This window comes from Nostoc sp. NZL (assembly GCF_015714705.1).
GTDB lineage: Bacteria > Cyanobacteriota > Cyanobacteriia > Cyanobacteriales > Nostocaceae > Nostoc > Nostoc foliaceum_A.
The window spans coordinates 13,008-35,643 of sequence record NZ_WBKL01000160.1 but is presented as its reverse complement, the minus strand read 5'-3'; the positions used below and the strand labels follow the sequence as shown (position 1 = coordinate 35,643).

The following is a 22,636-nucleotide window of genomic DNA, read 5'->3' as shown; positions in this document are numbered from 1 at the left end:
GAGTATGAATCACTCGGAAATCTCCAAATCGCTCTGGGAGGTCTCTCCAGGCTATCCCTCCCCGATAACGGTACAGCACTGCTTCTACAAACAACCTATTATCTTTGGCTGTCACACCCACATATCCTCTTCGTCCAGGTAGTAAGTCTTTGATCTTCTCCCACTGGTCATCTCGTAGCGCATAACGTCGAGTCATTAGAACTCTATTTGGCTTATCCCAAGCATCACTGATTTTAGTTTACCTAATTGATGACACGCCCTAGGTCAAAAAATATTGACAATTGCAGAGGTAAAATTTTCGTTTTTGAAGGGATGTTTTTGATGTTAATTAAAAATTACGCTATTTGCATCGTATTTGAACACAATTACTAAAAGCATTAGTGTGATAAGTTGTTTGTTGTATATAACTATACTTACATCTTTTTTAGTAAAAAGAGTGCAGTACTGTTACTAGTTAACAGCGATCGCATCCAGGAGTGTTTGCAACTCATTCGCCCAGACAATGTACATATAATTCTTTATTTGTATAAAAATATATACAAACTTTTATGATATCAATAAAAAATTTGATTTGACTTACGCCCAACGATAGATAGATTTTATTAAACAAATAGTTTAGATTTGTAACAAGTTACACAGAACTAGGTAAAGCACATGGCCAACATAATTGATACTGCCACTAATAATGGTTCTTTCAAGACACTAGTTGCAGCAATCCAAGCGGCTGGTCTAGTAGATACACTGAAAGGAGATGGGCCATTTACCGTCTTCGCACCCACTGATGAAGCGTTTAATAAGCTTCCAGCAGGTACAGTAGACGCATTACTTCAAGATATTCCAAAGCTCAAGAAAATTTTGACCTATCATGTAGTCTCAGGGAAGGTACTAGCTGCGGATGTAGCTAAACTGAAGACAGCTAAAACAGTTGAAGGTTCAGATGTAAAAATTGACGCTTCTAATGGCGTTAAAATCAATGATGCAACAGTTGCAGCAGCAGATGTTGCTGCTGATAACGGTGTCATCCACGTGATTGACACAGTTTTGATTCCTGCATAAGCAAACGTCAGAATAGCGAATGCTATTTTTGGGGCGGTGACTAACTATAGTCGTTTCTCCATTACAGTCTGGTTGGATGTTTTTTAGCTAACGCCAACTACCAACAAATCCATCTAGACAGTATCTAGATGGATTTATTGTTTTATGGGTGTAGAGATGTTGCAATTGCTAGTCTCTAATTAGATGTAATCAAATTTTTAGTTTTGCCAAACCCAAATAACGGATACCTTCGGGGGAAATGTCAAAACGACAAGGTAAAACTTCTAAACCAAGAGCGATCGCATCCCGTAATAATTTACCATATACAGGATCTGTGCGATCGCCAGGAGAAAACTCGGTACAATCACCGCGATTGATAAAATAAAGCATCACCGCACGAGTTAGAGGTAGCAGCGCCATTAGTTCTCGCAAATGCTTTTGTCCTCTTGTAGTTTCCGTGTCGGGAAATAAGGCTAATCTCTCCTCAGACAAAGTTGTATTTTTCACTTCTAAATAAATCGGGCGTTCCTCATCACTCCCCGTTAAGAAAAAATCCACTCGACTTTTTTTATCTAGCCCATAAACTACCTCGCCCTTTATTTGGCTATACTCACCCAATTCTGGAAAAAGATGTTTTGCCAAAGCTAGCTTTACCACTCGATTGGGCAAAAAAGTATTTATACCTACCCAAGTCGGCTCGTTGTCATGTACCTGAATTAGTTCCAAAGTGTAAGCCAATTTGCGGTTAAGATTATCACTTTTGGAAAGCTGTACCGCACTTTGAGGAGTCGAGACTCCAGTCATTGGCCCTGTATTAGGACAGTGTGCTGTCACTATTTCGCCAGAAGTAAGTTGAACATCAGCAAAAAACCGCTTGTAGCGCTTGAGTAAAATACCAGGATACAAAGGTGGATAACGGTAAAGCCAGTCAATCATTATAAAACCTTGTTGCTGCTAGTAAATATACGTCGATTCCTTAGCAACCGAACCCCTATCAGCAAATCTTTTCAGCTGCTACTCATACACCCATGAATATTACTCCGCCCTGTGACAGAATTTGAGTAACTTTATATATCACAAAGTGTCAATTTTTGTAGTTAAATTTACAACATATTAATAAAAAGTAGCATATACTAAGTGTTATAAGCCTCCCATAAAAAATCCGGGAGAATTTCAACGTGCAAGGAGGTAAATCCTATGCAAAAAGTGTGGACATCAACGGAATTAGAATATGCTTTTCTGTTTACTCTAAGAAAAGTAAATTCGATCAATCCAGAAGGTTTCAAGGCATTTTTTAGTAATATGCCTATTGACCCTTATATCAAAGGTAACTATCGTTCGAGAAGATTATCTCGGTTCACAGTCTCTGGAAATAAGTTAATCAAATTACCTCATGGCTACCTCTTGCAAAGTAAAGAGTATAATCCATTAGTGGGTGATATAAAAAGAGAGTTTGCAGAATTAGATGATGCACTCATAGAACTTGATATTTTTAGAAATCTTGTCTTAGCATTTAGTGATTCTTGTAAACTTCATCCTGAAGCTGAAATTGGAATTCATCAAATAAGAACTATTTGTTCACCAGATAATTTGGGTAATCCAGCACCTGAAGGCATACATCAAGATGGTACTGATTTTATTGGCATATTCTCAGTAGATAGAGATAATATTCAAGGTGGAGAAACACATTTGTATACTGCCAAAAAAGAAAAGCCTGTGTTTAGCAAAGTTCTAAATCCAGGAGAACTTTTATTGGTCAATGATCATGATTTTTTCCACTTTACCACTCCTATAAAACCACAGATTGATGCTCAGGGAAGTAGGGATGTTTTTGTGCTGACTTCTCCCAGCTTGCTTTCAGAATAATTTTAGTCAACTGTAAATATTTTACAATCTACGAGATATGGGGAATTGAATGTAGTCATTTCCCCAGCTTTTTTATTTGGAATCGGAAATAATCTTGCTGAGAGTGGTTTATCTAACTTGATGGCTAAAGTTGCCATATCAATTAATAAAGCTGAAATTTTTTCTATTGTTATATCACCTGGAATCGGAACTGTATCCAATCCACAGCCACAAACTGCTGAATATAATAATAAATTTGTAATATCATAGGTTTGCTCATTAGCTCTGGTAGCTAATCCAACATCTTCACAAACTGGAAGCATTAGCCCAGAGTAGCCACAGATTTTTACTGATACGCTTTTCAACACACGAGTCAACATCCCAGAAATTGCTAGAGTTCCCGAATGTCCAAACTTGCCACTCATCAATTTTTCATAAGCAAAAACAATGCTGTTTTTCTTATCCAAAGATGGAGCTAGAGATGTATCAATTCCTTTATAATTAACGGCAAATTCATTAGATATTTTATCAGCAATAACTGCGATTTTATTTAACTCTAATTCTAAAAATAATTGCAGATTTTGCTCTGCTGTTATAAGATTATTAGCCTGGGAAAATGCTTGCATTACCAAGTCACATAATTCTAAACCTATAGCGAAAGATGTATTGTCTGTATGGTATGCAGTAGGGAAAAAGGGAATATCTGGCTGGCAGTTTGCCCATGCGCAAAAGCGAAAGTTACCATAGCCATTTTCACTTTCTTGGGAAATACGTTTAATAGCTTTGGCAGATTCCCTAGCATTCTTAAAATTGATGCCAGTTTCCCTATCCCCAATTTTGCTAGAGCAATAAATAATTGATGTATTTTTGTTAATATCTGGAATTATCTCTATGGTTTCGGGTTGGCTGGCATAACCAATATTGAAGAAGCTGATATTCAGACTTTGGCAAAGTTGTTCGAGAATTTTAATTTCATGGATAATTTCAATTGTTGACAAGCCTTGCAGATATTCTTCCCAGGTATTAGTGGCTATTCTAGTTGTTTGTACCTCATATCCTTGTTTTTCAAATACAATTTGTGCTTGCTGATTAAAGTCAGCCGCTTGCTTAATTTTTTCATGTTCTTGTAAAGATTGAAGTGATATACCTGTTGTGATAGTTCTGATTTTCATTGGGATAATTTATTATTGATAGGACTAATCAAAGTTGTAGCTGATATTTGCACTAAATCTAACTCCAAAATCTGGAGGTGTACAATATTTAATTGGTTAATCCTGCCGATAAAATTTACGGCATGTGTTCGTTTTAATTCATTGAAAATACGAAATGAAGCAAAACCACACTGAATACTTAGAATATTAAGAGTGAGTGCATAGGTTAGGCTATGAAGCAAGCCTGCTGGAATTCAATTAACTGAATCAACCAAACAAATGCCATGAATAACGAATTCTACAATAGAGGATTGGAAAAGGCTAGACGAAAAGACTATGCTGGAGCAATTGAGGAATTTAACCATGCTTTACAATTAACACCTTACTTTACCGAAGCCTATTTACAACGGGGTTTGGCACATTATGACTCAGGAGCAATACTTAAAGCCGTTTCAGATTATACAGAAGCTCTGAAACTGAATCCTGAAAGTGTAGAGGCATATTATTGTCGTGCATTGGCAAGGGTGGCGCTGAAAAATTTGTCTGGGGCGCTAGAGGATGTTGAACGCGCGATTCGTCTCAATCTCAACTACGCTGCTGCTTATAATTTGCGGGGGATAGTGCGGCGCAAACAGGGGTATATTCAAGATGCGATCGCTAACTTTAAAAAAGCTGCACAATTATATCTAGAACAACAAGATAAAGACAATTGTCGTCTGTGTCTGGAACAAATTAAACAGCTACAACCCAAAGAATTACCTGCTGTACAGCAATCACGTTCCCCAAATGCGCCAATTTTATCCACAAAGGAATATTTCACACAATTATTAGAAAAAGCTGAAAAGGGAGATACCCAAGAGGCACTCGCCGATTTAAACTGGATATTAAAAGCCGATCCGCAAGATGCCCAAGCTTACTGCTGTCGTGGGGTTGTGCGTTGCAAAATGGGGAATTATCGAGAAGCGATCGCAGATTTTAATCAAGCATTGCGACTAAATTTTCAAGATGCCATTGTCTATCGCAATCGAGGCAAAGCCCGTTCTGTATTGGGAGATCATCAAGGTGCGATCGCAGACTTCAACCAAGCACTCCAGATGCAACCCGAAGATCCCTTAATCTATATTGCCAGAGGTAATGCCTATCGGGCAATGGGCAACTATCTTGGTGCAATTCAAGATTACACCCAAGCGCTACAAATCAATCCTGATGATGCTCAAGCTTACTACAATCGCGGCATTGCTTATACTTGCATAGAAGAAATGCAAAACGCTGTGGAGAATTATCAACGGGCGGCGAGTATTTTTTGTGAACAAGAAGACTGGAGAAATTATCAACAAGTCTTAAGTAGCCTAGAAAAAATCCAAAAATTTAGTCCACAGTCAAAAAAGCAAAAATATAACCTACTACGTCAACGGCTTTTGCAAATGGTTGGGGGATATTGGGAAATTGCCGAACGATTAATTCAGCAGAAGCAAGATTATTATCCTGGGATGTCAGATGAGTGGTATTTGCAAAAAGTGATTGATGATTTAGAACGCGATCGCGGTAGATAAAATATGAAGCAATAAGCTAATGAGCATTTAAGTTGCATAAAACCAGGGCTGAAGCCCTTACTACAAGCGAATCAGTCTGGAAGAATGAATGACGATTAGCTTACAGTTCAGTTAAGCATTTCTTCCCTTTCTTCTCTTCCTTTGCGCCCTACCCTTCTCCTTCGGAGACGCTACGCGAACGGGAAGCCACTTCGTGTCTATGCGTCCTTTGCGGTTCGTTAAAAAATTGACTTTGTTTGACAAAGAGTTAAGCCTTAACCCAAGCGTATTGAAATATGAAGGAGGCAGGAGGTAGGAGGAAAACTGACCTCCCCAAGAACTGCCTTCATTCAGAAACGCCACTACACACGAAAATTCACCCGTATAAATGGACGGGTGAAAATGTGATTGATCAATTGTTATTTTCTAATCAAACTAACTAACTACCGCTTCAGCTTTTTCCTCAGCTTTTTCCTTCACTAGCACATAAGGCTGTTCTGCACCTTGTGCTAGATATTCAGCTAGCTGACTTTCAATTTGATCGCGCACAATTTGGCGATACTCTAGAAAATGCTCGTTGTGGGCGCAAGCAGAGATGTAATGCTCAACAACTCCAGGGTTACGCTTGAGAATACTGAACAAATGATGCCAGAATTTCCAGCGGGTTTCCCGTTTGATTCCTTGTCGCCAAATCACAATCAGCAGCGCTTTCACAACCACCCACTCTGGCATTTTCGCTGGCGCTTTCCAACTTGGCAAACCCATCATCAAGAAACAGCGGTAGGTGCGATCCAAGTACTGTACTGGATCGTATAAAGTACAAAATGCCTCAATATATTCTCGTGCAAGTTCTTCCAGAGGACGGGTGGGAAGGAAGTTCATCAATGTTGTTTGGTTGATGTTGCCATCTTGATTTTCCCGGAGTCGTCCTTCTTTTTTCAGGCGATGCCAAAGCGCGGTATTAGGCAACGCTTGTAACATGGCAAAGGTAGTAGAGGGAATAGCTGCTTGTTCTGCAAAGCGAACAATGCGATCGCCTGCGCCTGCTTTTTCGCCATCAAACCCAATAATAAACCCAGCCATTGGGCGCAATCCGGCTTTGGTGATGGTTTGCACTGCCTCAGTTAGAGAACTGCGAGTATTTTGAAACTTCTTGGTCATTTGCAAACTATCCTCATCCGGCGTTTCGATTCCCAAAAACACCGCCGAGAAACCAGACTCAACCATCAACTCCAACATTTCAGCGTCTTGGGCTAAGTCAATTGAAGCTTCCGTGTCAAATCGGAAGGGATATTTGTGTTCTGCCATCCAGACTTTTAACTCTTTCAGCAACAATTTTACATTTCGTTTGTTGCCAATAAAGTTGTCATCCACCATGAACACACCCCGCCGCCAACCCAATTCATAGAGGCAATCTAACTCTGCTAACAGTTGTGCTGGGGTTTTTGTGCGCGGTTTGCGCCCGTAAAGAACAATAATGTCGCAAAATTCGCACTGGAAGGGACACCCGCGCGAAAACTGCACCGACATCATGTCATAGGCATTCAATTCTAATAAATCAAAGCGGGGTATTGGTGTGCTTGTCACATCAGGTTTTTCTGTGGCGCGGAAAGTGCCAGATGTGTCTCCCCTTTTGATTGCCTCAATAAACATGGGCAGAGTGATTTCCCCTTCATCCAGAATCAGAAAATCTGCGCCAACATTTTCAACTTCGTGAGGTACAGAAGTGGGGTACGGGCCGCCAACTGCGACTAGCTTGCCACGTTTTTTTGCTTCCTGGATTTGCTCAAGTAAATCTTGTTTCTGGACAATCATCGCAGAGAGGATTACTACATCTGCCCATGCCCACTCTTCTTCTGTTGCCGGGCGGATGTTGCGATCGACCAGTTTGAATTCCCATTCTTGGGGCAAAATCGCGGCTACTGTTACTAAACCCAGAGGTGGTAATAAAACCTTACGATCAACTAACTCCAAGATTTTTTCATAAGACCAAAAAGTTTTGGGAAATATTGGATACACTAACAAGATTCGCATGTAGTATCAATCCTCACACTTTGATTGTTATCCCACTCTAACGAAAATAAAGAGTTATTGACTTTTTATTAAAGTTGTTTTATTTTACCATTGATATTTTTACCTCAAATGCGCAACTAGGGACTGGAATTCTGGTAGCTAATCGGCAAAAAGAAAAACATGTTGAAACAGGAGTCAAGATATTTCTGGCTTCCCTTACTACAACTAGACTGTAAACTAAATGCATATCAGCAGAACTTATGCAACCGTCACAGGCGATCGCTAGATGTGTTCAGCACTATCACTAAAAGTTCTTAGGAATATTAATCGCTACAATCCTGAGCAGATATCCAAACCTTTGATTAAAAGGCTTTGCAGACTGATGCTGATCACCATCTACTGACTAGATTTCTTGAAAAAGACTCCACATTTATAAGAAATATTATCATTTAGATGTATTGTGAAAAGAGAAGCAAATTAGAAAACAAGTGTAACGCTTCCGAATAAATCAATCAGATGATCGCACAATGGCTCTCAAAAGCTTTTGCACAAAGTTTCAGGATTCTCCTTGCCGTTACATTTATCAGTACTACATTTCCTGTGGTTGCATCCGAAGATAAGTCCAGTTATGGTAATCAACCTAACTTACTTAAAACTGAGATTACACAGCAGGATCTCAAAATCATTGAGCAATTAGTAGCTATTGCTGAACGCAATTCAGCCCAAGTTCTGGAAACAAAAGCTGCAATGGGATTGAATGCTTTTAGAGATGTCGTTGCTATTGAATTATCTCCGGCTCTAACTACGATATCAACATCACCGAATTCGCCATCGGAGCGCGAAAACAGCTTTGCCTTAACTGTTACAATAGACCCGATTAAATTCATCAGTACTTTTCAGCAGCTTCCTGTTTTGCAAGCTCGTTGGAAGGAAGCTAGACAGCAAAAAAGATTAGCTATTGTGCAATCTTATGTTGCCTATCTCCAAGCACGTCAAGCAGCTCTAATTACCACTTATCAAATACAAAAATTTACTGTAGGTTCCGGTATTGCCAGCCTTTATTCCCAAGCAACTTTTCCCAAGAATGTCAATCATCTTGCTAATCCTGATTACGTTGCAGCTGCAACATCTATGTTAGAAGCAAACACACGCGAACGATTGACACTGGAAGAACTGGCAGCTTGTGTCGGCTTATCTCCGCCAGAAATGACCGCCATCATTAGCAAAGAATAGATATTTTATCATGCACGTTTAACGCCACTAATTTTTAAAACATCACTCATGGTTGCACAATAATTTGGCAAGCCGAAACTATCAGGATTAATCGCCTTTTCATAAGTGAAATGCCGATATTTCATGCAAAACCGATCCCAAGCGGCCATCTGAATGCGGAACAAAATAATAATCAAATTAGCCAATGCTATAGATATGGGAATGCGAAAGTAAATCTTTTTGCCCAAATAAGCACAAACTTCTTTCACTGCTTGATTAGCAGTTAACGGTGCTTGACCTAAAACAAGCTGACGTGGTTGATCATTTTTAACAGGATGATCAATTAAATATCGCACAACAGTGGCAATATCTCGTCCGTGGATAAAGTGAAAACTACCATCTGCTTTTAGAAAGCGAATCAAATTAATATATTTTGTAACTTCTGGAATGCCAGATGTGACAGCAGAATAAGGTTTATTCGCATCACCGCCGAACACTACAGTAGGAAATACTGTGGTAATTTTAGGTGCGATCGCTAATTTTTCTTTTTTCTGTAAGCACTCATATTTAGAACGGATGTAATCTGTCCCAATTTCCCCGGCTTCTTTTAATGGTTGATTGTACCGATCTAAAACGCTAGCTGTCGAAAAATAAATCACCTGCTGACAACGTTCTGGATCTAGTAGTTCGAGCAACTCTATAGTCTTGACGACATTAATATCAAATGTCTCATCACCACCCCAAGCTGTGGCTGTGAGTACTGCTGTATCAATTGTGGATAGCAAATCGGCAAACTGGCGAATATTTTGCATATCGCCTTGTAAAACGTTGATACCTGAACGGGCGTTAGTATCAACTTGCAGTTTGCTTGGGTTCCTAACTAGTAGATACAGTTCGTGATCTGTTTCTTTAATTAAGGCTTCTGTTAAATAATGACCTACACAACCACTTGCACCAGTCACTAAAATCCGTTTCTGGCTCATAGAGAATTTTTCAAAATTTAGGAGTTAAAACTAAAGAGTTAAGAATAAACTTAAAAGTTCCAAATCAGAAGCCATGAATCAAGTTAGGAGTGAGGAGTAAGGAGTTAAGAATAAAAAAAGAACTCTGCACCTCGCAACTGAATAGTTTATAACTCCTAACTCATAACTCATAACTCATAACTTCTAACCCTTAACTCCTGCAAGATTCAGTTCCTTTGCTGTTTCAAAGAAGAAAGCAACATTTTCTTCGGGAGTTTCTGGTAAGACACCGTGACCGAGATTGAGAATGTGACCCCAATTACCAGCTTTGCGAACGGTATCGAGAATGCGATCGCGGATAAACTGTTTAGAGCCAAATAGCACACCTGGGTCAAGATTTCCTTGAACTTTGACTTGTTTGCCCAATCTAGCCCGTGCGTCTGCCATATCCACGGCCCAGTCTACACTGACAATATCAGCGCCAGATTGTCCCATTCTTTCCAACACACCCGCACTACCGCTAACTAGCAAAATCAATGGTGTATCGGGGTGAGTTTGCTTGACTTGCTGGAAAACTCTCTGCTGATAGGGGAGAGCAAAGGTGTCATAATCTTGAGGACTCAATTGACCCGCCCAAGAATCAAACATTTGCACAACTTGAGCACCACAGTCAATTTGATAGCGGGCATAGATAGCGATCGCATCTGCTAATTTAGTTAACAATTGATGCAGTATCGTCGGGTCTGAGAATGCCATGTTTTTGATGATGGAATAGGTTTTAGAACCTTTTCCCTCAACTGCATAAGCTGCTAATGTCCACGGCGCACCCACGAAACCTAACACCGTTGATTTGTCGCCCACTTCGGAGCGCAACGCCTGCAAAATTGTCTTAATAAATGGTAGAGCTGCTTCTGGTTCTAAAGGATGCAGACGCTCAATTTGTTCTTGAGTGCGGAGGGGTGAGTGAATGATTGGCCCTTTACCTTCCGCAATATCCATGTCAATGCCCAAACCAGGTAATGGGGTGACAATATCAGAAAATAAAATTACTCCGTCTGGCTGGAAGGCTCTCCAAGGTTGCAAGGAAACTTCAATTGCTACTTCAGGAATTTCGGAGCGATCGCGAAACGAAGGATACTTATCTCTTAAGTCTCGATATGCTTTCATATATCGTCCTGCTTGTCGCATCATCCAGACAGGGGGACGATCTACTACTTCACCACGAGCAGCCCGTAAGAGATGAGGAGTCGTTAAAGAAACACCCATTTATTACTTCATCCTAAGTCACATTTTTATGCCACTGTTTAGCTTATCATTCTGGGATTACGCTTTTTCAGCAGGTTTACCTCAAAAGCGCTAGTCGCTTTACAGCAAAGGGCAATCGGGGGTCGGGAATCGGATAAAACAAGAATTAACAATAAAAGTGGAATATAAAAGAATTTCGTCACTCTTTTGTGTTTTCTCCACTCTCTACTCCCCTAACTTGATATGCAAACTGACTCTAACAGTCCCGATCATGTTGCATCTGCTAATAACGAGCCTAACCCAGGAAAGTTTTTGATTCCGCGATCGCAGCGACAGAGGTTCTTTATTCAGTTTACCTTAATGACCCTGATCGGATGGGTTGTGGGTGGCGTTGCCAGTATCGCCTTAGAGAAAATTATTCTCCAAAGCTTACTTAGTGTTGCAATCCAACCACAAACATGGAGCATTTTGGTCAGAAGTCTCAGTAATGTTGTATTTGCAGTAATTTTCGCTGCTGATCAGAGCCTTGTGCTTTACCGATATTTACCGGGTTGGCAGTGGCTATTTGCTACTAGCGTTGGTTGGCTAATTGCCAACGGCGTTTCTACAGCCTGGATTAACCACATTTCAACTATTGCCTCATCGTTAAATGAAACTTTATCTCCTGAACAAACTTTTATTTTTGGATTTCTGTCTGCGATCGCATATATAATTTCTGGTATTTGGCTGGGGCTTTGCCAATGGCTGGTATTGAGGCGATATACAACAGGTATTTGGTGGTGGAATTTTTTACCTTCAATTTCTTTCTTATTAATTAGTATTTTGGTTTGGTTGCTTTTTATTGTGCAAAATTTGATTCCAGACACCTACCGTACTTTCATATTATATTGGAGTGGACAAGGGCTTACAGCAGTAATACTAGGAGCCATACCAGCAATTGGTTTGTGTGTATTGAAAAGAAATCCACATGGACAGACTAGAGTTTCTTCATGATTTTCATTTGTCATCCCAAATAAGTTCTAAACGCTCTTGTGCTGTTTTGAGTGCTTTTTCGGCAGGCTCACCTAGTAATGTAGCCTCGATCGCTCGACCAAGACTGTCAGAAAGACGACTATATCCAGCAATTATCGGTTGAGAACGTGCTACAGGTAATTGGTTAAAAAACACTTTTAACACTGGTTTTTCATTAATGAATTGCTGATAAGCCTTGCTTTGAGCCGATGTAAGGGTAACTGGCAAAAAACCCGTCCCTATACTCCATTCGGTTTGGAATTCCTCACTCAAAACATACTCTAAAAATTTGAATGCTGCTTGCTCTCTTGCTGGTGTAGTCTTCATCACAAATAAATTTCCAGTACCTGTGACTGTAGCAGGTTTGACACTTGCTGGTATGGGTAATACCTGATGATCAACGTCAGATTTCATGATTAACGTCCAAGGGCCTGTGATTTGCATTGCAACACGACCGGTAAGAAAAGCGTCCTCTTCATAACCTCGTTCTGGGGCGGAAAGCAATACTGAACCATCTTTTATCAGGTCTTGCCAGAATTGTAAGGCAGCGATCGCACCCGCATTCGTTAAATTGGGGCGATTATTGGTTACAACCTCTCCCGCAGCACCAAATAAAAACGGGAACCAACTAAATACAGTCCATCCTCCTTTTCCTAAAGGCAGTAATATTCCATACTGCTCAGGCCGGCGATCGCCATTGCGGTCTATAGTTAATTTTTTCGCAACTTGTCTCAATTCATCCCAAGTCTTGGGTAATTCTGTGATCCCCGCAGCTTCAAAAAGTTTAGGGCGATAAAAAATACCAATGTTACTAGTGTGCATTGGGATTGACCAAATATGACCACCTAACTGCATTTCTTCCAGTAGATTAGGTCTGATGTCTGACTTTAGTGGTAATTTGTTTAACCATTCTTCTAAAGGTCGAATTGCCCCTAGTTCTACAAATTGGCCTGTATATTCAGGATGGAAAGATAGGAGGTCTGGTGGCACATTGGCAACCACTGATGTTAATAATTTTGGTAATTGAGGTTCACTTTCAAAGATAGATTCCACCTGAATATCAGGATGAGTCTGATTAAATTTATCTACTAGCTTTTGAAATATATCTCGATTTGCGGGGGGATTAATAGCTTGCCATAGTGTCAGATGAATTACCCCATCTTCCTTTTGTTTTATCCCCTGATAACTAGATAAAAATAGAAGACACAAGCTCAAAATGATTCCTAGAAGCGACAAACGCCAAAAAATTCTAATTCTGGAAGTTATAAAATTAATATTCATACAAATTATTTAAACCCAAATATAATTCATATAGTAATTCCCAACCAAATAATCACAGTTTTTGAAAAACAACTTCTTGGAGCAAACTTTCTAACTTGTTAGCACAGCTATTTTCACTAAAAAATTGTGCTATTTGCTCAGAGCGATTAATATTTTCTTGAGGAGTTTTTATATGTTCAATAATAGCTTCAGCTAATGCATCTACATCATTTGGTGGTACTATTGTTCCACATTTAAGTACTTCAGAAATCTCACGTGGGCCAACTGGACAATCAGTGGCAATAAACGTTACCCCACTAGCTACAGCTTCTACTAGAACTAGTGGCAAACCTTCAAAATGGGAAGCAAGTATAACTGCTCTAGACAATGAAAAGTAAGCTCTAGGATTGAGGACAGAACCGGCAAAGAGCACAATTTCATCAATGGCTAAAAACTTTGTGATAGCTTGCATCTCTATCTCTAAATCACCTTCTCCTAACAAAATCAGTCGAATATTTAAGTAATCTTTACTAGCCTTAGCAAATGCCTTGAGTAAAGTTTTATGGTCTTTTTGATGGTGAAATCTGGAAGCACATACAAAGGTAATCAACTGCGAATTGTTAAACCAAGATATGGCTGTAGGATGAAGAGGTTGGTTACTAATATCATCTATAGCCGGATTGTAGGATATGACGATTCGATGGTGGTTAAAGCCAATGTTTGCAAACCTTTGATAGAGAGCCTTGCAAACAAATATTAATCCACCAGCTTGTTGAAGCGCAAGCATATCAATTTTGCTAGCAAGACTTATAAATAACTTTTGAATCAATGCACTGATGGGGTTTGTTTTAGGTTCAACCTGTGATTCAGAAATATAATCACTGTGAATATAACTAATGTAGGGAACAGATAAACTTCCAGGGATGAATTTAGATAGATAAAAGAGTTTAGTGACAAATGCACTATGACAAACAATAATATCCGGTTTCTGTTTAGCAATAACCCTGCTTAATTTTATTGCTACCCGTATTTGGTGTATTATCCCCCCAATCATAAATAGCGTACCTGCAACTTTCATAACAATCACAGTTTTGGCAGCTTTAAAAGCTACTATCCATTGTGACTCTAAAACGGTAAGCACCACAGTAGAGACTTGGTAGCCAGCTTTAGACTGAGAAGAAATTAGCGAATCAGCAACTTTTGGCGCTCCACCAATGTTATTCAAAACTATATGACAAATATGCATAGTTGCAGGTAGCGTTATACTTAGTGGATCAAGATAAACCGAATTAAAGTTTTTAAGTTAATGAGCGCTGTTCCAAAACATCCTTGGTAATGCTTGTTTCTGCTCTTGTATAAACGTAGGTTTGCGGTTCTGTAACTTTTTGAGTTTTGAAAATTTTGTCTGCCCGTTTCCAAAAGTCTGTATCTTCTCCATAGGAAATATTATTAAATCCCTGCAATTCAAAAAATACTCGTCTCTTACCAAAAAATGTAGGGCCTAAAACACATTTGCGTAAATTAATTATTTGATTTGCTTGAAAATAATCGGCTACAAAAATCTCTTCTTCAGAGAAAAATCCTCCTTCAATCAAGTCAATTTCTGGATTAGCTTGCATGTATTTAAGTCGTGACTCTAGATGATTGGGTCTATATGTATCATCACTGTCAATAAATGTGATATATTTGCCAAATGATGCTTGAACTCCGGCGTTTTTAGAGTACGCTAATTTTTTATTTTGGTGTTTTAAATAACGTATATTATTAAATTTTTGCAGATAGGGATTGACAATTTTAAAAGTATTGTCTTGGCTACCATCATCAACTACCAAAAGTTCCCAATCTTTAAAAGTTTGCTCAATAACACTATTGATGCAATTATTTAAATATTTTTCTCGGTTGTAGGTACAAAGTATAACTGAAATTTCGGGACTGTAGTCAAAGACGATGGGACTCATAAGAGTTAAATGTTCAATTTGTAACTAGTTTAAAATCGTTCACACTGGCAAAATAGCATCATAACCAAATAAATAATGATGCTAGTTGTGATTTATTCACTGGTATTCAATATGCCATAATCTGCATCAACCAAACGATTGCTACACCCGTCAAAGGCATCGTGCAATACTTGCTGTACAGTAAAGGTAAGTGCATTTGACGTTGATTGACATTACACTGGTTGACCCCCTTAGGCAATTTTGCAGACTTTATCAAACACCACTTAAACATTGTTATCCTGAAGGTGGCATTTGCCCTATTTTTCCTTTTGGGACTATAACCCAGATTAGTGATCATGTCTACATAATTTAAGGTATTTTGCTTACGTACCGTTTCATCGTAAGTATTTATAAGAACCGCAAAAGAGGGGCAAAGGGTTGCGAACTTTGCCAAAGTTGTAATGCGAGTGCGATCGCAAAGGACACGTTGGGCAAAGCCGTTCCCGTCCGTGCAAGGTTTCCGTCAAGAGAAGGGTAGAAATAAGAGTTTTAGAGAGTTATTGCGTTAGTTCTAATTTAGGACAGATCCTAAAGCAATCAATGTTAGTGTTAGGGCGAATTTCTCGACGATAACCATGCGATCGCCTCTCTTTCTACCCCGCCCGTGCTTCTAATTCTCGCAAAGCCCACTAGGAGGAATTACCTTTAACCTAATCGTGTAATTCCCCTTTCTCAGCGTGTCAAAATAGCGATTATCCCACAGACCCCAACTTATATTCTATAGATTAGTTCAGAGGAAACTCTATTTTTGAATCGTGTCGAAGCCCATCCCGATGGATCTATTTCTTACTCTTGAGACTCTATCTTTTGGATAAACTTCTGAATTGCTTGTAAATACGAGTGACTTCCAGGTTGATAAATTTGGACATGTTTTCCTTTTGGAATTAATAAAAGTTGTTTGGGTTCAAGGGCAGCATTATATAACTGCTGACTCATGTAGGATGGAACAATGCTGTCATCAGTTCCATGAATAAATAAAACGGGAAGACGTAGAGAACGAACTTTAGAAAGAGAATCAAACTTTTGTTTTAGCAGCAAATCGATGGGAAACATCCGTAACCAATCTCTATATTTGATTTGCTCTGCCATTGATGTAAAGGAGCTTTGCACAATTAATCCGCTAGCTTCTGTATGTTTTACTGCCAAATTTATAGCAACTGCTCCCCCCATTGATTCGCCGTAAATAACAATTTTATCAGGAGGTATTTGTTGGATTTTTACTAAATAATTCCATGCTATTTGACTATCTTGATAAAGCTGAGACTCACTGGGAAAATTCCCATTACTACTACCAAAACCTCGGTAGTCAATCACTAACACAGAAAACCCCAACTGTCGCATTGCTTGAAGTCTGCCTATATAATTGTAGTAACCTTTATTATTAGCAGCACCACAAAAGTATAAAAATGTTTTAGGTGATTTTAAAATTTTTACAGGCTCATTTGGAATTAAAGAAACTTTCTCTTTTGGTAATGGTGCTGGAATCCACCAGCCATGTATATATTCATTAGAGCCGGCAAGAGGTAAACGCACATCTTTGTAAGGAAGAAGAAAGTCCGGTGAACTAGGTAGGGTTAAGATTTTTGGTGTGGGGCGAAATATCAAATAAGGCTGCCGAACAAACAAAAATAGACAAGTTGAAATGTAGGCGATCGCTATTACTCCTACGCTTGTTAGCAGCAGTTTTCGAGGATTGCTATATACCATGTTCCTAAAGTTATTTTCCACTACTGCCGGGTTAGTGCGTGATTAAGCGGAGGTTCTGTAGTGTTTGAAATCTACAAGCGGCGGAGTAACCCCAGATGGAATATCACAGAAGACTTGGCTAGATATATGTTCATGATGCCACCATCTAGTTTTAAGGACTTATACTAAAAACGGTTTGAAACTTGACTTTTTAAGAATCGTTAAAAGTATTATTAAGCAAAGCTTCTAGCCGCTCTAATAAAAGTCCAGCTATTAGCCGTTTGCAGTATACGTACTGTACAAATTAATCAGGCTATACATTTATGAAAATAGGTTGTTTCAGGCTTTTATTAATTATTGTTTAAACTTAAATACACCTGCAATGTAGGGGCAAGCAGTGCTGTGCCCTTACGACAGATATATTTCAAAGCATTCATATTTAGTATTTTATGTCAATGCGTAAGTCCTAATATAATTCGTTTGCTATGTAATACTCTTCAGTTAAAGTTTTGTAATTTACGCAAAAAGAACGAAAAACTTTTAAAGCTTCACTATACAAGGATTAGACGCAATAAACCAAGCCCAATACAACACCCTTGACCTCAAGGGAACAATCGCAGGCTGTAGAGGGGCGGTTGTAACAAGGGCACAGGAGAGGCGATCGCTTACGTTGGCACACTTTCACAAAAATACTCTACTGAGTTATTCACATCAATAGAGTATATAAATTTACTGTAATCATCTTTTACCAGCATTCATTTTATATTTTAGTAATTATTTATACTTCTGTACAAGTACTGCAAATCTTGCCTACAGCGATCGCATAAAGCACTGCATGAGGGCAATCACTCCTGCTAACCTCCTCTTATCATTGCCGCTATCTCTTGACAGCATAGGTCATATTCGTGCATTGCTGGGACTGTTCAAGGGCAGCGATCGCTACGCAAGAGAAATCAACTTCTCATTTTCACTTTTGTATAGCAGAGGAGAAAAAGTCGTAATTAGCAGGGATAACGACGTTGTTTCTATTAATTTGCCTCCACATAGTTAGTGGAGGCAATAAGTCTAGCGGTGAAAATTACGGACTTGTAAGGAGCCTGCACAAGAATTGAGAATTGAGCTTTCACTTTCTCACATATTTGCCGACCAATGGTCGACAAATATGTTTCGATATGCGAGTAGACAACATCATAGCTATTGTTAAATCCATTTCTAAGGCCTTGTTATTAGGGGATCTCATTCGGCTCTTTGCGAGGCACATTGTTCATCTTGCGGCGAAACTCAGACACCTTCTCGTAGATGAGCAGTCGCGATCGGTTCATCGAACCTAGGGGTCGATGTTCGGGCAGGGAGTGCCAGGGCGTGAACGCGAGGTTTTCTGCCATCTCTACCCTACCCTTGGTGTCAATATCTTGCTTCGGGATGCGAATGATCGCGACCTGTTGAAACGGAGATACCATTTCGTCCCAAAGTTCCAGAGGATCTTCCACAGGCATCGTCGTTGGATTAGCTTGGATCTGGACGGCAAACTCGTAATAAACGTCTTCTGATCCGACCTGTTTCTTCATGACTTCCCTCAGGAAGTCTGGCCCCGTCGTCTTTGGCTGGCGGTTAGTGCTCCGAGAGATCGGGGCGGCTGAGAACTTGATCGCGTTTGGCCCTAGCAAGTATGGCGTCTGACTCCAATAGCGAATCTGGACAGGATTGAACAATGGCTGCGATCTCATGGACATGACCGCCTTGAGTTCCGTGGGTCGGGTCTCAAAAAACTTCTCGATCTGACCCTTCAACATCTGCTGATGCAAGAGTTCATAATCCTTGAGGTTTCTTATGAAGAAGGTCGGGAAATTGATCATCACGAAATCTTGCGTCTTAGCATCCTTCTCCGATTCGAGCAGTTTCTTGCCCTCGACTCCGAGCAGTTTGATTGCCATTCCGGCAGCCTGTGGCACTCTGTCCTCTTGAACCTCGACATTCCCGGCAGAAAATCGAATCAGCGCATCAAACGTGCGTGGCGTCTTGAACACGCCGTAGCGCAGTTCTTTTGGGAGATTATCCAGCACTATGAATTCGGCGTGTACCAAGCCGTGTGCTTTTGGATGCGCGTCGCGCAAGACTGGCCGAGTACCGGGCGGGAACTGTGTATGCAACCGCGCTAGCGACGCGTTGAGGATCGAATCAATGAGATCCTTTTCGCCCGGTTCGATTGATTCTTGGGCGAGAGCAGGCAGGGCTTCCTTGGGTGCGCTGTCGTCAGTGTCTGGGTTTTTGACGTGGAAGAACCTCTTGTCTTGCCAAGCACGGATGGGGTCTTTCGCCCCGTCAAATGGAGCGATCTGTCTGGGTTGGTTCGGGAAGGAAGGGAGCGTCAACGCCAGTGCAATCACCCCACTGGCTAACACCAGAAGAACGATTCTTATCAGCTTGCTCATTAGTCCCTCCTAAAGGTGACAATTTCGCCTGGGTTGATCGATTCTTGGGCGAGAGCAGGCATGGTCGGCTTTGTCGTTGAAGTCGGCGACAACTGGGGTGCGCCGTTGTAGGTGCCTGGGTTTTTGACGTGGAAAAACGTCTTATCTTGCCAAGCACGAATAGGAGCTTTTGGCCCGCCAAATGGAGCAATCTGTCGGGACTGGTTTGGGATGGACTTCATATACTCGACCAGTGCCCAGCGCTCATCCTCAGTCAGCAGGCGTCCGATAACCCCCTTTCTGGTAGGTCTGTTCTCAAACGAATGTCCAGCGTTTGAATTGCCGATCAGCGAGGTGTCAAATAAGAACTTCCCAGATTTCCCAGACGTGTCCACGCCGACCTTCACCGGATCGAACTCTCGCCCGATGAAGAACATCTTAGACCGCTCATTGTCTGGGAGCAGCAATTCGTAGAGATTCGGCACTGAGCCATTGTGCAAGAAGGGCGGCGAGGCCCACATACCTTCAGCCGGGTTAGCCTTGTAGCCGAGCGCTGGAATCGGCTCGGGTGCCTCTGGATAAGAAGCCCGATAGCCGTGTGCCGAAACGAGTTCCTCATCGCTGAGTTTGAGCTTGGCTACTGCCTTGTCAAAGATCCCGCGCTGTATCGCCTGGAACACAACAGGCGGTGGAGCGATCGCAGCCCCAGTGTCCGGTGCCGGAAGATACTCGCTCATCCGCCCAGTCTTGACTGACGGGTTGTTCTCGAACTGCGGACTTGAGAACTGCCCTGGATCGGTGCCAATAACATCGACGGAGATAATCGCATTCTCGATAAATCGCTTACCTTGCTTCTTGGGTTTGCTCCAACGATGCGGCCAGGTGGAGTGGCATCCGGCGCAGTTTTGCGCGAACAGTTGCGCTCCCTTGGCGGCCTTCTCTCGATTGATCTTGCCGAGGACACCTTCGGGCCATTGAGGTGGCGCAAGTCTCCGCAGCAGATCCTCGCTGGCAATCTGGCCCTTAAGGTCTACCGTGGAGTCAAACAGCCCTAACGTCGGCATCTTCGATGTCAAGTCCATCCTCGCAAATACCCCCAGAGATTCACCCTGATTGCGGAGGATGGGATCAAACAGGACGCCGCTCCACTGCGCCCATGCCGACTGCGGTATATTCCAGACGAAAGACGGCTTGACTGGTGCAAGCGGCGTCACCCAGTTTTGCGGAATATCGAGCCAACGGGACTGCACTTGATTGTGAATCAGGCGAAGTGCATCCATGCGTCCCGGGCCGACAACAATCGGTGTCACCGCAAGGATGCTGCGATAGCCATGAACTGCCGCCGCCTCCTCTTCCAAACGCTTGCGTAACGCTTCTTTACCAGCATCATCGCGCTGTCCCAGCTTCTCTGCTAACCGAGCGAACTTTTGCGGCTCGGCAGCTGTTGCCGCCAGGGCATCATCCAGTCCCTCGATGAAGGAATGAACATCGAGTGTGGTGTTGTTGCCGCCTGAAATACTGATCTTGGTTCCCTTGTGTTCGATCTGTCCGTTATGACACGCGGCACAGCTCAATCCGACCCACTTGCCTTTCCATCGTCCGTCCGCTACCACCGTATTGGTTATGCCGATGGGTAGACCGCCCGGGTTGTATTTAGGATCGGCAGGTTGGGGGACAAATCCATACTTGACGAGGTTCTCGTCGGCACGGAACAGCCCTTGATTATTCGCCGCCTCAAGATTCAGGAAGATATCGTAAGACATCGCAGCCGAACCCTGTGAGGTGTAGTAATAGCGTAGCCGATCCTCTTGAGACCAACCTTGATCCAGGTAGACGACTTTCGCCTTTGGCGGTCGGTCTTGGGCAAAGGAGGTGAGCATGAAGGCCAGTGCCATTACCACACCAGCTAGCGCTAGAAGAACGATTCTCATCAGCTTTCTCATCGGTTTCTCCTAAACGTGATGATTAACCCATCTCCCTGCGGCGGGAACGAGCGGCACTCTGTTTCTGGCTCTCTTATGACCTCTAGTTATGAAAGTTTTACTTCAAGTTTTATTTTTTTATTTAATAGCTTTTAATCTCTCAAGTTCTCATCCTACAAGAGGTCTCTTGTAAAAAAAATTTCCGGTATAGTAAAAGATTTAGTTACTGTAAATTTAATCGTGCGATGTACAAGTGTGCCCGAAAACTATCTAGGCGCTTTCTTCAAACGATACGTGGGTACCGATCGCCAACAACAAATATCTCTGTGTCTAATGCTCCATGCCCAATTCCCAGTCCCTTGTATTTGCGATCGCAAACTGAACTTAGTAGCCAATCATTTCTAGACGCATCTGTAAAATCCGGCGGATGCTAGCTTCGTCATTTACTACTAAGATTGTGCCTTTATCACCTGATAAGTTTCTCAACACTGTTCCTCCACAGCGAGAACTCTCAACCATCTATTATCTGCTCATTAGGAGTTAAAACCGCAAAACAGTATTGACGTACAGTCATGAGGAAAGAAGCGATCGCTTTAAAGCATCTGCACGAAAAATAAATTTGTACTCAATTGGTAAATAGTTACTTGGTATAAGCCTCAAAGTTGTCCAAAAGGTTTGAGTAAAGATGAATTTGATGCTCTACCTCAAACCATAACTGTGCGAGAAATTTACTATTACGCGGTAAAAAAATACAAAGCTTGTCATTCTCACCGTGACTACACACTCATGTTGATGATGTTTCTTTACGAGCGATACCCTAACTCATCCTTTCACTGCTGAATAAGATGACAGGATGTAATCTTATCATTCATTACTTTCGGCTTTTCTTAGTGCCATTCCAATCAACGCCGAATTAGTGAACGCAAGTCAACTGCCGAATTACGTCATTTTGGTTAATATCAAGTTCTATTCCTAGCTGAAAACGAAAAACAGTTACTTGTATAAATCCAACAAGCAGCTGTAGCCCAGTACAAAGTTCAACATCGTAGATTAGCTGTTTCTAAAGTACCTTGTCAGCAAAACGTTGTCTTCATCATGATCTAATTAGCACAATATAAGATTTGGTCAATCAATACCAATAACTTAAAATAATGTATTATTTATCGAATCGAGTACTTAAGCATTTTTGCGTTAAGAATTTTAAACTATTGCGTTCATTGCCAAAAGATTTATATAACCTTCAAATTATAAAAACATTTTTACACTTCATTTCTTATCCTCTTATCCTTCAGAATGCCCAAGCTTAATAGAGAGGCTCTATTTACTGAGAAACTTATTGCTAGTATCTCCTTTA

The 22,636-nt window shown here is 41.1% G+C and carries 18 protein-coding genes; 5 read left to right on the top strand and 13 right to left on the bottom strand.

Annotation, left to right across the window (positions count from 1 at the left end; all coding sequences use genetic code 11):
• On the bottom strand, positions 1–196 hold a 196-nt coding region (locus F8R90_RS23250), incomplete at its 3' end, for a transposase (protein ID WP_196510141.1).
• Positions 197–654: 458 nt separating this feature from the next.
• Between F8R90_RS23250 and F8R90_RS23245 the strand changes: the two genes are divergently transcribed.
• Positions 655–1,056, top strand: a complete 402-nt coding sequence (locus F8R90_RS23245; protein ID WP_196512647.1) for a fasciclin domain-containing protein — start codon at positions 655–657, stop codon at positions 1,054–1,056.
• A 189-nt stretch (positions 1,057–1,245) separates the two neighbouring features.
• Here F8R90_RS23245 and sfsA read toward each other — a convergent pair whose 3' ends face one another.
• On the bottom strand, positions 1,246–1,971 hold the full coding sequence (gene sfsA, locus F8R90_RS23240) for a DNA/RNA nuclease SfsA (RefSeq protein ID WP_196512646.1): 726 nt from the start codon (positions 1,969–1,971) through the stop codon (positions 1,246–1,248).
• 261 nt (positions 1,972–2,232) lie between these two features.
• Between sfsA and F8R90_RS23235 the strand changes: the two genes are divergently transcribed.
• Entirely contained in the window at positions 2,233–2,901 is a 669-nt protein-coding gene (locus F8R90_RS23235; RefSeq protein WP_190896290.1) for a 2OG-Fe dioxygenase family protein, read from the top strand.
• A gap of 2 nt (positions 2,902–2,903) precedes the next feature.
• Here F8R90_RS23235 and F8R90_RS23230 read toward each other — a convergent pair whose 3' ends face one another.
• Complete coding sequence (locus F8R90_RS23230) at positions 2,904–4,052, bottom strand: DUF711 family protein (protein WP_196512645.1); 1,149 nt, start codon at positions 4,050–4,052, stop codon at positions 2,904–2,906.
• A 263-nt stretch (positions 4,053–4,315) separates the two neighbouring features.
• On the opposite strand from F8R90_RS23230, the gene F8R90_RS23225 reads away from it, so the two are divergent.
• Positions 4,316–5,584, top strand: coding sequence for a tetratricopeptide repeat protein (locus tag F8R90_RS23225; RefSeq protein ID WP_196512644.1), 1,269 nt, complete (start codon positions 4,316–4,318; stop codon positions 5,582–5,584).
• 414 nt (positions 5,585–5,998) lie between these two features.
• Here F8R90_RS23225 and F8R90_RS23220 read toward each other — a convergent pair whose 3' ends face one another.
• Positions 5,999–7,597, bottom strand: coding sequence for a B12-binding domain-containing radical SAM protein (locus F8R90_RS23220; protein WP_196512643.1), 1,599 nt, complete (start codon positions 7,595–7,597; stop codon positions 5,999–6,001).
• A 495-nt stretch (positions 7,598–8,092) separates the two neighbouring features.
• Between F8R90_RS23220 and F8R90_RS23215 the strand changes: the two genes are divergently transcribed.
• On the top strand, positions 8,093–8,809 hold the full coding sequence (locus F8R90_RS23215) for a hypothetical protein (RefSeq protein ID WP_196512642.1): 717 nt from the start codon (positions 8,093–8,095) through the stop codon (positions 8,807–8,809).
• 8 nt (positions 8,810–8,817) lie between these two features.
• Here the strand turns inward: F8R90_RS23215 and F8R90_RS23210 are convergent, their stop codons facing one another.
• On the bottom strand, positions 8,818–9,771 hold the full coding sequence (locus F8R90_RS23210; RefSeq protein ID WP_196512641.1) for an NAD-dependent epimerase/dehydratase family protein: 954 nt from the start codon (positions 9,769–9,771) through the stop codon (positions 8,818–8,820).
• A gap of 183 nt (positions 9,772–9,954) precedes the next feature.
• Positions 9,955–11,016: a uroporphyrinogen decarboxylase gene (gene hemE / locus F8R90_RS23205; protein ID WP_196512640.1), complete on the bottom strand. Its 1,062-nt coding sequence runs from the start codon at positions 11,014–11,016 to the stop codon at positions 9,955–9,957.
• A gap of 222 nt (positions 11,017–11,238) precedes the next feature.
• On the opposite strand from hemE, the gene F8R90_RS23200 reads away from it, so the two are divergent.
• A complete protein-coding gene (locus F8R90_RS23200; RefSeq protein ID WP_196512639.1) occupies positions 11,239–11,988 on the top strand; it encodes a hypothetical protein in 750 nt (249 codons plus the stop codon).
• 3 nt (positions 11,989–11,991) lie between these two features.
• Here F8R90_RS23200 and F8R90_RS23195 read toward each other — a convergent pair whose 3' ends face one another.
• From F8R90_RS23195 to F8R90_RS33535, 7 genes are all read right to left on the bottom strand, one after another.
• On the bottom strand, positions 11,992–13,287 hold the full coding sequence (locus tag F8R90_RS23195; RefSeq protein ID WP_196512638.1) for an ABC transporter substrate-binding protein: 1,296 nt from the start codon (positions 13,285–13,287) through the stop codon (positions 11,992–11,994).
• A 52-nt stretch (positions 13,288–13,339) separates the two neighbouring features.
• A complete protein-coding gene (locus F8R90_RS23190) occupies positions 13,340–14,491 on the bottom strand; it encodes a glycosyltransferase (protein ID WP_230966704.1) in 1,152 nt (383 codons plus the stop codon).
• Between the two features lie 73 nt (positions 14,492–14,564).
• Positions 14,565–15,224, bottom strand: coding sequence for a glycosyltransferase family 2 protein (locus F8R90_RS23185; RefSeq protein ID WP_196512636.1), 660 nt, complete (start codon positions 15,222–15,224; stop codon positions 14,565–14,567).
• Between the two features lie 825 nt (positions 15,225–16,049).
• Positions 16,050–16,970, bottom strand: a complete 921-nt coding sequence (locus F8R90_RS23180) for an alpha/beta hydrolase (protein ID WP_196512635.1) — start codon at positions 16,968–16,970, stop codon at positions 16,050–16,052.
• Between the two features lie 1,205 nt (positions 16,971–18,175).
• Positions 18,176–19,381 (bottom strand): catalase family protein, encoded by a 1,206-nt coding sequence (locus F8R90_RS23170; RefSeq protein ID WP_196512633.1) that lies wholly within the window; start codon positions 19,379–19,381, stop codon positions 18,176–18,178.
• Complete coding sequence (locus F8R90_RS23165) at positions 19,381–21,303, bottom strand: di-heme-cytochrome C peroxidase (RefSeq protein ID WP_196512632.1); 1,923 nt, start codon at positions 21,301–21,303, stop codon at positions 19,381–19,383. Before F8R90_RS23165 ends, F8R90_RS23170 begins: the two co-directional genes overlap by 1 nt.
• 363 nt (positions 21,304–21,666) lie before the next feature.
• Positions 21,667–21,801, bottom strand: a complete 135-nt coding sequence (locus F8R90_RS33535) for a hypothetical protein (RefSeq protein ID WP_269141788.1) — start codon at positions 21,799–21,801, stop codon at positions 21,667–21,669.
• Positions 21,802–22,636: the final 835 nt, after the last annotated feature.